At 37.3% G+C, this 14,934-nt stretch carries 10 protein-coding genes; all 10 read right to left on the reverse strand.

Translation table 11 applies throughout. The annotated features are described in order from the left end of the window. Positions 1-140: 140 nt before the first annotated feature. Positions 141-782, reverse strand: a complete 642-nt coding sequence (locus RU96_RS08890) for a thiamine diphosphokinase (RefSeq protein ID WP_071865184.1) — start codon at positions 780-782, stop codon at positions 141-143. Further along, entirely contained in the window at positions 779-1,432 is a 654-nt protein-coding gene (rpe, locus tag RU96_RS08895) for a ribulose-phosphate 3-epimerase (RefSeq protein ID WP_071865185.1), read from the reverse strand. The genes RU96_RS08890 and rpe overlap by 4 nt, the downstream gene beginning before the upstream one ends. Before the next feature lie 34 nt (positions 1,433-1,466). Beyond that, positions 1,467-2,390: a ribosome small subunit-dependent GTPase A gene (gene rsgA, locus RU96_RS08900; RefSeq protein WP_071865186.1), complete on the reverse strand. Its 924-nt coding sequence runs from the start codon at positions 2,388-2,390 to the stop codon at positions 1,467-1,469. Between the two features lie 244 nt (positions 2,391-2,634). Further along, positions 2,635-3,918 (reverse strand): pilin N-terminal domain-containing protein, encoded by a 1,284-nt coding sequence (locus tag RU96_RS08905; RefSeq protein ID WP_071865187.1) that lies wholly within the window; start codon positions 3,916-3,918, stop codon positions 2,635-2,637. 20 nt (positions 3,919-3,938) lie between these two features. Continuing rightward, a complete protein-coding gene (locus tag RU96_RS13220) occupies positions 3,939-4,301 on the reverse strand; it encodes a sortase (protein WP_249024173.1) in 363 nt (120 codons plus the stop codon). Further along, on the reverse strand, positions 4,219-4,758 hold the full coding sequence (locus tag RU96_RS08910; protein ID WP_249024174.1) for a sortase: 540 nt from the start codon (positions 4,756-4,758) through the stop codon (positions 4,219-4,221). The genes RU96_RS13220 and RU96_RS08910 overlap by 83 nt, the downstream gene beginning before the upstream one ends. Before the next feature lie 66 nt (positions 4,759-4,824). Next, positions 4,825-6,420, reverse strand: a complete 1,596-nt coding sequence (locus RU96_RS08915; RefSeq protein WP_071865188.1) for a SpaH/EbpB family LPXTG-anchored major pilin — start codon at positions 6,418-6,420, stop codon at positions 4,825-4,827. A gap of 22 nt (positions 6,421-6,442) precedes the next feature. Next, positions 6,443-10,996 carry a prealbumin-like fold domain-containing protein gene (locus RU96_RS08920; protein ID WP_071865189.1) on the reverse strand — a complete coding sequence of 1,518 codons (4,554 nt, stop codon included), beginning with the start codon at positions 10,994-10,996 and terminating at the stop codon, positions 6,443-6,445. A 1,031-nt stretch (positions 10,997-12,027) separates the two neighbouring features. Beyond that, complete coding sequence (gene pknB / locus RU96_RS08925) at positions 12,028-14,193, reverse strand: Stk1 family PASTA domain-containing Ser/Thr kinase (protein WP_071865190.1); 2,166 nt, start codon at positions 14,191-14,193, stop codon at positions 12,028-12,030. After that, entirely contained in the window at positions 14,186-14,929 is a 744-nt protein-coding gene (locus tag RU96_RS08930; protein ID WP_071865191.1) for a Stp1/IreP family PP2C-type Ser/Thr phosphatase, read from the reverse strand. The genes pknB and RU96_RS08930 overlap by 8 nt, the downstream gene beginning before the upstream one ends. Positions 14,930-14,934: the final 5 nt, after the last annotated feature.

The following is a 14,934-nucleotide window of genomic DNA, read 5'->3' on the forward strand; positions in this document are numbered from 1 at the left end:
TATCGTTTTGCTATAATTTTTGTAAATTCCAACTGATTGTCATAATGCGCTAATTTGAAAAAAGAAATTGCTACATCCGTCTTACTCTGCCCTAACTTACCTACTTTTTCCCAACAAAAAAATCGGTTAAAAAAACCGATTTAATCGCGACTTTGGATGACTGCAACGACACCGCTAGTAAACTCTATTTCCGCTATATCCCCAACAAACTCATTACTAGCATAAGAAGTTGGTTGCAAGACGTCGACTTGTTGCAAAGTATATTTACTTTTAGTTAAGGTCAACTGGGAAACTGGCGTTAAACAGCAATAAGCTAAATACTTCATCCCAGAAATCTTCTTTATTATATGTTTTCCTGCTGGTAAATAACTCAAATGATTTTGATAATCACAAAGGGTAATCTGTTGCATAAAAGGAGCAAAACGCGGTTCTACTCCTAGCCAGATATTTGCTAGTAAGTGATCCAAGCGACCGCCAGTCGCTCCAATCAAAGTAATTTGCGCCTCAGGATATTGGGTAAAGATAGAATGCAGTGCCAGTTGCGTATCCGTATCATCTTTTTCCGCCGCTGCTGTCACTACCGTTTCGGCTTTTTGAAAGACGAATTTTTTTTCCTCAGACGTTAAAGAGTCAAAATCTCCTACTGCCAAAGTGAGTTGTTTTTTTTGCTGCACTAAAAAAAGAGCACCGCGGTCAATTCCGACGTAAAGATCAAAGGATTCTGCCATAATCGCTTGTGGCCACAGCTTTTTTTCTCCTCCGGCTACGAGTAAAACTTTCATTGGGTTAAAGCTTCTTTCAAGGTCGCAATGCGATCTTCTGGATCAGGCGCATTGTAAATATAAGAGCCCGCTACAAAAACATCTGCACCAGCAGCTTGACAGATTTTTGCCGTCTCGGGAACGATACCGCCATCTACTTCAATTTCATAATGGTAGCCAAATTCTTCTTTTAGCGCTTTTAATTCTTTGACTTTTTCAACTGCTTCAGGGATAAATGCTTGACCACCAAAGCCAGGATTGACAGTCATTACTAAAACTAAATCTGCCATTTGTAAAACATGCTGAATCGCTGCAACTGGTGTGCCAGGATTAATAGTGACACCGGCTTTAACGTTGGCATTTTTAATCATCTGAAGCGCCCGATGAATATGCGGAGTAGCTTCGACGTGAACGTTAATAATATCCGCACCGGCTTTAGCAAAATCTGGAATATAATTTTCTGGCTTTTCAATCATCAAATGACAATCTAACGGTAATTTTGTTACCGGACGAATTGCTGCCACAACAGCCGGTCCAATGGTAATGTTGGGCACAAAATGGCCATCCATTACATCCACGTGAATATAATCAGCGCCTGCTTTTTCAACTAACTGAATATCACGGGCTAAATTGGCAAAGTCCGCGCTTAAAATTGATGGTGCAATTTTCATAAAAACTCCTCCTGACAATATAACTTCGCATTAATTATTTATTTTTCTTATATACCGGTCGTCTTTTTTCAATCTCTGAAAGAAATTGCAAATAATTATCGTAACGTGTGGTAGCAATTTCGCCTTTTTCCACTCGACGCTTCACTTCACAGCCTGGTTCATTCACATGTTGGCATTCACGAAACTTACAAAAAGGTGCCGCTTGTACAAATTCTGGAAACATACGCGGTAACTCTTGGGGGGTAATCTCTTGAAATTCCAGCGAACTAAACCCTGGTGTATCAGCTACTAAACCTCCGCCTATTTCTAATAATTCTACATGTCGGGTGGTATGTTTTCCCCGTCCTAAATAATCAGAGATAGCAGCTGTGGCTAAGTTTAGATTCGGTTGGATTTTATTTAATAAAGTAGACTTCCCTGCGCCAGATTGTCCCATAAATACGCTTAGTTTATCATGAAATAGTTTTTTTAATAGCGCGATATTAGCTGCTGGATCTGCTAGTGCTACTACTTCATAACCAATTGCTTGGTAAGTGTCGACAACTTTTTCTACTTGTACTTTTTCTGTCACTAAATCTAACTTACTTAAATAAATGACAGGTTCAATATCTTTATATTCTAAATTCACTAAAAAACGATCCAACAAATTATAAGAAAATGCTGGTTCTACCATACTGATCACGACAATGCCCAAATCAACATTGGCTACTGGCGGACGCACTAATTCATTTTTGCGAGGCAATAAATCTAAAATATATCCATCTGTTAAACTACTACTTTCAAATTCGACCCAATCTCCCACCAACGGCGTTAATTTCCGTTTACGAAAATTTCCCCGCCCACGGGTTTGATAAAGAGTATCATCTGCAGTAGCGACATAATAAAAGCCACTTAAAGCTTTTCTGATTTGACCTTTCACCCATTGTCCTCCTAATAAATTAAGACTGTACTCTGTCATTTTACCATAAGTTTTCCCTTTGGCTTAATGGGAAAATCTTTTTCTACCTCTATGAAAAGTAAAACAATAAAAAGCACGAGGTCGTGGTTAACTCCGTAAAATCTATCATCTTTTTACAAAAAAAGTGATGAAAGCCGAAGACTTCATCACTTTTAGCAAGTATTAGACTAAATAAACCTGACGATGTGACAAAAGTAGCTTCTGTCACACTCTCTTTTTTGATAATCATTTTTATTGTTCTTTTTTATGGCTGGTTTTTGTTTTTGCGATGGCGCAAAATTAAGCTAAACAGCAACAAGACAACACCTAAAAGGATGAAAGACTGTCCCAGTATTTCACCTGTACGGGGTAGGCGTCCGCGGGGTGTTTCTTTTGAAGTTAACAATCCTGTTTGTTTGTTTGAATCTTCCTCACGATTTGTCGTACCGGTCTTTTCCTGATTATATACGCGAGGTTCGCGTTTTTTTCTTGCTTCTTCTGTTATATTTCCATCATCATCTTCTGACATGATATAACCATTAACCGTAATCGGTTGAAGTTTTCCTTCTTCATCACTTGAACTATCTGGAATAACCACTTTAATTGCATGGGCATCTTGTTTTACATCAAAACCTGCGACACCTTGAAGCTCGTCAAAATAATAAGTTCCTGCAGGTAAATAGTGCTCGGTTAACAAGACCAGTCCATTTTCATCTGAAACAAAACGAGCAACATTTTCATCCTTGGCCGGATCATTGGTCATAAACCATTTATTTTTCACATTAGTCGTAGGATTTTTATGCAAGTATTCTTTTTCGTTTTTACTATTATAACGGTATAAACCAAAGACAACATTTTGCAGTGGAACCTCTGAGCCATCTATTTTTTTACCAATTTTATAAAAATAAGGGCTGCGTAAATAGTTTAAATTCTTTGGATAAAGATGAATAGTTGTCATCTCCTGTTGCGTTACTGGGTCTAGTAACGGTAAGACGAGTGCAAACGGACGCGCCCGTTTTAAATCAACAGTAATACCTGTCGCTGGATCTACGCCGGTTTCGACAATTAAATAAGCAGCATCACTTTGAAGTTGTTCGTTATAACGCGGAACCTGAAATTGTGCAACACCTTGCTCATCTGTTTTACCTGTTGCTTTATAATTTTGGATTAACGGCTTTATTTGACGATTAGACAAGTACGCGATAGCTTCTTGGCAACTCATCTCATTCATCCGGTCTAAAAAATCATTTTTATCCAATTTGCTTTCCAAATATAGCTGGGTAATGTCATAAATATCAAAATACGCACCTTCTAAAGGAGTGGTTTTGGTATAGATATCCGCTGCTTTTTCAGCTTCTGTGCCGTCATTTTGATGTGGGTCAAATTCAGCCATATCCGCTTGTCTTAAAAGACGGTTGTGCAAGATAATTGTCACTTCATCAGTTGTTTGTGCAAAGCTCTTTGTGCCCTGAAAGAAAAAGATCGCTACGAACACGGTTGCCAGCAAACAAATGAGCAAGCGATAACCATTTTTTTTATTTTTCATCATTTGTCTGGCTCCTTTCAAATTTAAGCTCTCTTTCTTAGAAAATAAACTCTGATACCAATTAGAATCAGCATGATTGCAGCGGTGATAAGCGCGGCTATAATAATTTTACGACTCTCTTGGGAACTTTTAATCGGTTTTATTTTTTCTTTATCCGCTGGAGTATAATCAGTTCTAACCCCTCTTACTAATAAACGATGAGAGTTTACCCCATAAGGCGTACATGTCAGTAATGTCACGTGATCTTCACCAGGAATAAGTCGCAGTGCATCTGTTTGTTCGGGTAAGACAACTTGAATTTGGTCAACTTGATAAGCTAGTGTCTGATTTAAGACGGTTATAAAAAACAAATCGCCTTTTTTCATCTCCGTTAAATCCGTCAACATCTTTCCAGCAGTTACCCCAGTATGGCCAGTTAAGACAGCATGGGTATTTTCCCCCCCCCACAGGTAACGAAGAACCTTCTAGATGACCAATTCCTTTTCGCAAAGTGGAGGACTTGGTGCCATGGTAAATCGGCATTTCGACACTAATCTTAGGAATTTCCAATTTCCCCATCATTTCATCAATATTTAACAGATCATAGTAATTGGTTTGAATGGCATAACCTGAACCTTCAAGAAACGGGTCTTTCACCGGATTGCCAGCTAATGAATTATTAAAATCAACCGCTTTTTTCCACTCTTTATCCAGTACTGCTTGATCAATTTTAGCGACTTCTTCTTGATATTTCTCCATTACATAACTGCTATTTTTATCGGCAAGATATTTACTCACCACAGGATAACCCAAAATCCCTACGCCTACTAAAAGAAGACAAACAGCTAAAATTATTCGTTTCATTTCATCCGTCCTCTCAGCAGTTTTATGTACAGTAGCGAAGAAATCCTTCGCTACCAAGTGTTGCTTTTATGAATGACGTTTCTTAGGTAACACTACCATTACAGCTAGACCAATAATTACGATTCCAGCAACGATTAAAGCAATTAATCCCATGCCCCCAGTTTCAGGAAGTTTAAAGCCGTTTGAGTTGACTACTTCTTCTGAGTAAACATATTTTGCAGCTTTTTCATCTTCAGCGTTGTCAAATTTCACGTTGAATGGATCGCCAAGTAAGTTGTAGCCATCTGGCGCTTTTGTTTCCACTACCCAATAATCAATTGGTACTTTCAAACCAACAAAGCGCGCTTTACCATCTGCTTTATTGGTTTCAATTTCATAATCAACAAAATCTGTCGTATCCTTATCGTAAGCTCCTTGATCATCAGTTGGATAAGCTACATCCACAACTTTGCCATTCTCATATTTTACCTTGATAAATGCTTTTGCTTTTGCAAATGCTTCACTAGTACTAATTTTAAATTTCGCTGTATCACTTTTAATAGGATTGTCATCTTTATCTACTTTGGTTAACTCAATTTCACCAACTTTGGTTTCTGTCTCGTTAGTTTCTTTGTCTGTCGTCTCATCACTTTTATTCTTGTACACTAGTTTCCCTTTATTGGGGATGATATTCCCAGTTGGGTCACTATCCGGCACAATAACTGCATTTTCATTAATTTTGGCTTGGAATTTTACGACAACTTTTTTAAATCCTTCATCTTCTAAGTGTTTAAGTCCAGCAGGGTTAAAAGATACTTTAAATCCACGAGCTGCATCTTTCCCCTCAATTGGCTCAATAGTATAGTATTCCTGACCAATCTCAGTCGGATTTACAATTGAACCGTTTGCACCATACACTTTTACACTATTAGTAACGAGATCTAAAGCATTATCCAATTCATCGGAGATATCATATTGTTTATATTCCGAAATTTTTTCTAATACTGTCGATGTGATAGTAAAGTTTAGTACGTCACCAATACTTACACCTTCTGTTTTATCTACCTCTTTTTCTGCTACGACAGCATCATTTTTAGGAAAGACATGGACATCAGCATTCCAACCAGTACCATTTTCAATTGACATTGGAACAGCTACCACAAAGTTCGGTGTTTTCACATCGATTGTTACGCTTTCATCTGCCTCATTTTTTGCACCAGAAACATTTGACTCGACAACTAAATATTGCCCTTTAGGTAAACCTGTCCATTTCGCAGTACCGTCAGTTCCAGTCAGTTTTGCAGATTCTTCAGCAACGTTATAAACATAAGTGTCTGTTCCATCACTTGCAGTGACTTGATCACCAGCATCATTTAACGTGTACGTCCAGCCATCTCCACCCGGAATAATCGCAGGACCACCTGCTGTCGGAGCTCCTATTTTATAAACAGTAAATTCTACTCCCTGTAATTTTTTTGCCGTATCGGGAACTTTTAATGCATCACTGGCATCACCAGTTCCTTCTGGTCCGGCAACATCATCTGTTAGTAGATACTTATGAATCGTCAAATCCCCTGTATCTGGCGCGATAGGATCATCTGCTGCTGCCAGCGCTCCAAAACCGCCCACTATGATGGACGAGACCATCAAGATTGCTGCCATTATTTTATTTAGCTTTTTCATTTTTCTCATCTTCTTTCCTTTTTTATTTTTTCAATTTGTCGATGACAAACCTGACACCCGGTAAAAATTGCTCTTTGTAGATTTCCAACAAAACGATTGCAGCTAGCCCTAAAAACATAATACCGATGCTGACGATCACGTGAAGCCCTATCCCTCCTGCTTTTGGCATGACAGTTGCACGATAATTTGGCAAGTAATATTGATTATCTTTTTTATAGAAAGCTGGTGGTGGTGGATCCGTGCTACCACGAATTGTAACTTCTCCTCCATTAGAAACAGTAAGAATCCAGTAACCCTGTGGCAACTGATATCCCTCTACTGTCTTAGTTTCTAGTAAAAGGTATTCTCCTGTTACGAGCCCTTGAAAGAAGACGGTTCCTAGATTGTAGGTATCCATACTACTGGTTGCTTCTCGATACGGTTCTTCTGTGATATCCCAGCGTGTATTTTGGTCATTGGGGTTCTCACTTCCTGTCTCTGATTTTGCTTTATATAAAGCAAAAGAAACATTTCCTAGCGGATTTTGCTGCTCATCCTCTTTAATAAAAGAGAAGTCGTGGGCAGGTACGCGACTATTTTTAAGATACGCTTTTCCATTAAGCAATTTATGATATTCTGTATCCTCATCATTCGTAACAAGTTCATTATTTTCAAAATATTCGATACTAGTTACATTATTAACCTTTGCATTTGGATCCCAAACTAATTTAACCACCCAGTAACCTGTATGATTATTGTAATCTGTCATCCCTTTAATTTCTTTTATCCCGACAATTTGTTCTTTAACAACTTCCGTGCGCCCGATTTTATTCTCTAAGGTATCATCTTCTGTGAATAACTGCCCCAATCCGTCACCATCAAATGAATCGGCTAAAACATCAGAAGATATCTTCTTCCATGAAGAATCACTCAATGGGGTTGTTTTGTAATCCCCTGAGCTTTGATACAAATAGGCTTCAAATTGAAAATTCTCTGCTGAACTTTGCCTAATTGGATTCAAATTTTCGTCCACTTTAAAAATCGGAATTTCAGTTAATTTTCGATTTTTTAAATAGATTCCCGATGGTTTCACCTCAAATAATGTCGCTTTTTCATAAAAATTAGCTAACCATTGGGAAGGTCTCGCATCGACATAGCCACTCACGCCAGATGACAACTGCAAATTACCACCTAGGCTAACCAACCAGTGATTCGCTCGGTCAGGAGTAAAGGATTGATTATTAGGCAACTGATACCCAGCAAGTGTTTTTGTTTCAATGAAGCTATAAATTTTATTATCATCTAACACAATTGGGTTATTATCAGTATCAACAATCTTCCCTTGTGCATCCGTCTGATATGGCGAAGCGCCTAATTTCTGCCAATTAGCCTTGTAAGCTGATGCTAAAGGATTATTAAAGTCTCTTACTTCATTCGTTACTTTATCTGGACGAATATTATCTGGACCAATATATTCATAGACATCAAATTCCACCTTTTGTGTATTATCTGAGGCCATCGGATTATCATCTTCATCAACTTTGTAAATAGTAGGACTCACTTCAAAACGATTAGGAATTGCCCAGTAATTAATAGCCGATCCTTCTGGTTTATATTGAACTTTTCCAGTCTTTTTGGTACCGTATCCTTCCACCCAGTCAAAACCGGTGGGATTTTTTATTTGCACAACCCAATAATTATCTGTGATTTCTGGTATTTCATAGTCTGAGTGCGTATTTTCCACTTCTACTAAGGCTAATCGTGCTCCAAAATCTGTACTGTAGACCAAGCGCTCATCGCGAATTCTACCTAATTCATCGGTCGTTAACTCCAGTTGCTTAACAAGATCCGTGTCACTAGGTTTAGTCGCTTGGGAAGTAAGTTTTCCAGTTGTTTTATTTTCTACAACATACGTCCAATACCCTTTCGCAATATTTTCAGGCGTTGGAGGTGTATTTTCCCATGTAGCCTCTGGTGGCTGCTTTCCATACATCCAACGATATAATTGAAAGGTAACCTGCTCTGTTTCTGTTTTTCGTAAAGGTTTACCATCTATTCCTAACTTATAAAGAGTAAAAGGAATCACCTTATCTTTTGTATAGTAGAGTTTTAAGACAAGTTCTGGATCACCTGAAGCTGGATCAGGTACTGTGCCACTAAGCTGGCCATATTGAGAAGTGAAACTTGCGTTATAGTAGTGCGTTATTTGTAAACTATCTAGCGGCTGTCCTTGTACCTTATCACCGGCTAGTGCTTCTTTTTCCTCTGTATAGGCGAGTTCAAAATCATCCGTACTACTACCTGGAGTATTATCTTTTTGTATCCAATGCTCCACTTTATAGCTGGCTTGCTTGTGACGATTCCACACCGTCACGACCACTCCTGTACTAGAGTTATTTAAAGTAAACTCGTCTGAGACGATGGCCTGTGCTTCATTACTCCAGTTAGGTGAATCACGGTCACTAAATCCTGTCGGTGCCTTTGTTTCCACAAAGCGAAAAGTATCCGTTAATTTGGCACCAGAATCACCTATTATCGTTTCAATATTGAGTCGAATCATCCCTGCAAGTTGTTTTTCATTTTCCTCTTCAATGTAAGAAATGTTATCCGTTGTATAAATAGAGTCGCCTATGTCTTGCCAACCGTTTTCCACTTTTCTTTGCAATTTAAACTCTGCCCCATTAATTCCGATATAATCACCATTTTCAGTAAAGAGGTCGGCATCTAATTTTTGCAGTAACACTTCTGTACTTGAAAGTGTGATATGCCCAATTGGATTACGTAATGTTGTCGTGGAACTATTTGCTTTAGGCATTCTTTCTGGTACTGTACGGTTTAGTGTCAGTGCACTATGGTTATAAATATTTGCTGTATTCATAACTGCTCCAGTTGTTTCTGGATCATATCGCACATTTAAAGAAATATTGTATGCTGCTATTGCCCCTTTTATGGCATTTGATTCACCATAAGTTAAAGTAAAGTAGCGTTCCAATAAATCGCGATCATCATTTGTATAACCGCTTCGCTCATCATTTATCGTCTTTTGCGCCGCTTCCACAGCAAATTGTGGAATTGTATGTTCTTTCCCATCTTTATCTTTAAAAGTTTTATCAGAATATTCTTCGTTTGTCTGATCTTGTAGTCTTTCTTGATCGTTATCCGCTTTTTTTAGACTACCAAAATGAATCATCACAGTTTTCCTGTCTGAGCTATCTTGATAAATCCCATATTGGTAAGGTTCAGATTGTACACGATTTTTAAAATCTGATTTTGTTTCGCCAGGATTTTGTTTTAATAATTTGAAGCCGGTGTTTTCCTTAGGTTTTAAAGTACCTGTATCTCCATTCTTTCTATAGGTTGGTCCATTACCATAATCGGCCAATACGTATGACTCGTATGCTGCAGTCGTAGAAGGAATACCACCTACTTGATTTGTTAAGTCGTTAGCAGATAGCCCGATTGGCAAGTTAATAAAACTAGAAATTGTGAATTCCGTAACCGTTGCACCTGGCGGTAATTCATCTTCGATATAACCGCCGTAGTTATCTTCTGTCCCTTGATTATTAACCTCTGGTGACCAAACATCCGTGTAGTTTTCTCCCCACTCATGCCAGTTTTCTGGTTTTCGCAACGGATTATCCAGATAAAACCCTTGATAAGGATTTCCTGCGCCACCGTTGACTTTATAGTTAACCTCATCACCAGCAAGCTCAAGATTCGCGGCTTCATTAAAGCGGATGCCCCATTTTACGGAGTTGTTTGAGACTGCTGTATTAAATTTAAACGAAAAACCATTCGCCATTTTTAATTCGTTAATTTCAAACTTCATGTTCTTTGTAAATGGTTCGTCATTTTCATTTTTACCAAACGTAACAGGAAAAACACCGCTTGTTTTAACAAAGTTAGCTAACATTCCTGGAAGTTCTAAATCGAGTTCAACTGTTTGCAAAGATGTTTTTTTTATTTGAAATTTAATTTCTTGGGTATTTGCCCCCGGCTTTTCTTGAATTTTATAAGTATAGACTACTTCATCACTATCATCTTTAACCTCGATTTCATTTGTTGCCTGCATATACCAATGATCATTGTCCTTTGAAGTACCACCTACTTGCGGTATATCAATTGTAAAAGTATCCCCTGCTTGCATACTCCCAAGTTGCAATTTAAAGACTAAATCATAGGCACGATTGGAAACCGCCGCATTACTTTCGGAAATTTCTTCATTTTGTGCATCAATAATAGCCCAATCAAGTACTTTGACCGCACTGGAAATATCCGCTCGTGATTGTCGTTTAGCTATATCAGCTGCCGTTTGTTTTTTTGGTTCGCTTTCTTGGGTAGATTCTTCTTCCAAAGATGATGCGTCATCTTTTTGTTTTGCTTGATTACTTTCATCAGAAGCAGAAGTATCGGTTTTTCCATTTTGATTACTGGCTGCACTATTTGATAAGGTCGTTTCCTCAGTTGACTCTTGTGTCACTTCGGTGGAATTAACCGTCGAATTATTCGTTTGCAAAGAAAAAGCAGAAACAGAAGGAGAGACAATGACAGACAAAAACAAAGTAAGTATTGTGAATAAATTCCCTATCTTTTTCATCTATATCACTCCTCTCTGATAATTGTTTCTAAAGTTAACCTGTATACGAGATACAAGCATCATTTAGATTTAATTAATTCATTTAACAACCAAGCATAACAACAGTTCTCTAATTAAACTTTTCACTATTAAAACTAAATGAATAAAAAATAACTTTTTAATCAACTAAAAAATAACAAACGTAAGTCCAAAAAAATTATTGCATTTTCTTTTCTTGTTTTTTTAAATTTAGTTTTATTTACCAAAAACCCACAAAATAAAGTTCACAAAAACTAAAAAACAGATATTATTTTATTTTAAAATAGTAATAAATAAATTATTCTCATCATCTACAATTTCATTTTATAACTTTTTATCATCAATTTCAAATGATTTATTAAAAATAAAATTAAATAATTTTAATAAAATGAAAAATTAACTTTTAATACACTCATATACTACCCGCAATAAAAGAACTTAAGTTATTTAACTTTTATCACTTTTTTTAAAATTTTTGATAAAATATGGATTGATCACCCTTTGTGACAGCTACAGTTTCTTTGTGCATTGTTTGACAATCATAAGTAAAAAAACAAATTACAATTTCGACAAATTAAGTTAAATAACAAGCAATATAATACTTATTATTCAAATATTTAAATTTTTCTAAAAAAAGTGATAAAGTTGTCATAAAAATCACAATTTATTTTTGTTTATGGCCTACCAAATGCTTTTTTTGATAATACTAAAAAAATATTCTCTTCTATTGTGAAACTAAACACAATTCATTCTTTATTTATTTATTTTGTTTTGACATATTTTATGATTCTTAATTTCAGACATTATTTATAGTTGAAAAACTAAAAACACTTACGCTACACAGCAGTCGTAAGATAAAATTTTAATAGTTGGTAAAGAGCTGTATTCCTTACAGAAGATAGATAAAAAAGAGCTGCGACAAAAACTTGTCACAGCTCTTTTACAATAATGGAAGTTAAGAAACAACTTCTTAACTAACTACTTCTGTTACGCTTTTATTTTATTTTATTTTATTACGGAACCTCAATATCTCCAGCTTTATCAACTGCTAGGCTATTTTCGTTGCCGTCATCTCGTTGGAAATAAAAAGTAGCACTTTCGCCTTTTTTAACCGTCACATCAATTGCTTCTTTGTGGGTATCATTCGGCGCTAAGGTAAAGTTGGCAACTTCTTTTTTCGTACCATTTTCATCGGTTAAATAAACTTTCACTTGTTGGTTTTCAGAGTCTGAACCAGTGTAACTGGCCGTTAAATTAACTTTAAAAGTTTGTGGCTCATCACTTTTATCTGGTCCTTTTGAAATAATAACCTTGACTGTATTGCCGATTTTGACTGTTTGACCAGCCCCAGGGTCTGTGCGAATGACTTGATCTTTTGCCACACTATCAGAAAATTCTTCTGCGGCTTCATACTCCAAGCCGTAATCTTTTAATGTGTTTTTGGCATCAATGTCTGATTTTCCAGCTAAATCTGGCAAAGTAATTTTGTCAGTTCCTAGACTAACCGTCAACGTAATTTGCGTTTTATCAGGAATTGCTTCTGCACCTTCTTTTGGTGTTTGGGCAATAATTTGATTTTCCGGCGTAGTATCACTGTATGTCTCTTCTTTTTTAATCTGGCTTTCTTTAATTCCTTTTTCCATTAAATCATTGACAGCCTCGTTATACGTATAGCCACTATAATTCACCATATTAACCGGTTCGACACCACGACTAACCGTTAAGACGACTTTTTGTGATTCAGGGGAAACTTTTTCTCCTTCTGCTGGATCTTGGGAAATGATTTTTCCTTCTGCAACATCATCACTATATTCCTCTTTGCGACTGATATTACTTTCTTGGAAACCAAGATTTTTTAACGCTCTTAAGGCATCATCGTAAGTTTCATCTGTGACATCTTTCATTTCAATCTTTTCTTTGCCGATACTTTCATAAATCGTGATTTCACTGTTTTCTTTGACCACATTACCAATGGCAGGATCTGTTTTTACCACCCGATCGGCTTCAACAGTTTCACTTGGAATTTTTTCTACCTTGCCAGGTTTTAGTCCGACTTGTTGCAGTTTTTCTTTTGCTGCTGCTACTGTCATTTCACTGACATCTGGCACTGTAACTTCTCCTCTGCCACCGGAAAAGAAGGCATAAGCTAGTCCGCCACATAATAATAAAAATAGAAAAATTGGTAATAGCCACCATTTTCTTTTTTTCTTTTTAGGTTTTTCCGGTTTTGTTTCTTCTACCGGCGCTACTTCTTCTTTTTCTTCGACTTTTGTAATCAGCTCTTCTGGAATTGGCGTTAACGCTTTGGTGGCGTCATCCATGACATGTGGTTGCCAACGCGGTTCATTTAATCGTTCCGGATTTAGCACCGTCGCTAGGTCTTCACGCATTTCATCTGCTGTTTTATAGCGGTCAGCTGGATTTTTGGCCGTCGCATGTAAAACAACATTTTCCAAAGACTGGGGTAAGTTATGATCGAAAGTGCGAATGGAAGGCATTTCTTCTTGGAAATGTTTCAAAGCAATTGTCACTGCCGACTCGCCATCAAATGGAACGCGTCCAGTCAACATTTCATATAAAATAATCCCAATCGCGTAAATATCCGATTGATTAGTCGCCATACTTCCTCTTGCTTGTTCTGGAGAAAGATAATGGACGGAACCTAACATAGTGTTAGTTTGTGTGATAGAAGTTTCCGTTAAGGCAATGGCGATTCCAAAGTCAGCGATTTTCACCACACCATCTTCATTAATCAAAATATTTTGCGGTTTTAAATCACGATGAATAATCCGGTGTTGGTGGGCTAATGCGATTGCGCTTAAAATTTGTTGCATAATTTCCACTACTGTCAAATACGGAATTGGATAATTTTTCTTAATGTATTGTTTTAAATCCATCCCTTTGACATATTCCATCACCAAATATTGCATGCCGTCTTCTTCGCCGACATCATAAACGGTAACAATGTTAGGATGAACAAGTTCTGTTGAAGCTAACGCTTCCCGTTGAAAACGGCGAATCGCATCTTGATCGTTTTGAAAATCAAAACGTAAAATTTTAATTGCTACTTCCCGATCCAAAATCAAATCTTGGGCTAAAAATACATTGGCCATGCCGCCACTACCAATGTTACCAATAATCAAGTAGCGTCCGCTTAATTTTTTACCAATTTCAATCATGGGCAGTGCCTCCAATTTCAATTAGTAAAACTGTAATATTATCCGCACCACCGGCATCATTGGCACCAGAAATTAACTTTTGTACTTTTTCATCTAAAGAAATCGGCTCATCGATAATCCATTTAATGACATCATCAGTTAACATATTGGTTAAACCATCAGAAGCTAACAACAAATAATCACCGTCTTTATAAAAATGACTGGCAATATCAACTTCTACTAAGCCAGGCATCCCAACAGAACGCGTTAATACATTGCGACGAGGATGGACCGCGGCCATCTCTTGGGTAATTTCACCTGAACGTACCAACTCATTTACTAATGAGTGATCTTCTGTTAACTGGGTGATTTCATGATCTCGCACCAAATACATGCGACTATCTCCTACATGGGCTAACGCAAATTCTTCAGCAAAAACGGCAACACACACAATTGTCGTCCCCATACCTTGTAGTTCTGGTTTTTCTTGTCCCAATTCATAAACTGCATCATTAGCGGCTTGAATCGCTGTGACAAACCACGAGCACGCTTTTTCTGGCGAATCAATTGCCGTTTCTTGCCATTTTGCTCCAATGCCTTCTACCGCCATTTTACTTGCAACGTCACCGGCCTGATGCCCGCCCATGCCATCGGCTAAAATTGCTAATGTAATAGCAGCTTGATTTTTAAAAACGGCGACATAGTCTTGATTGCTATTACGCTTTTTGCCTACATCCGTTTGAAAACTAATCTGCATTTTGC

Source organism: Enterococcus canintestini, from assembly GCF_001885735.1.
Taxonomy (GTDB): Bacteria; Bacillota; Bacilli; order Lactobacillales; family Enterococcaceae; genus Enterococcus_C; species Enterococcus_C canintestini.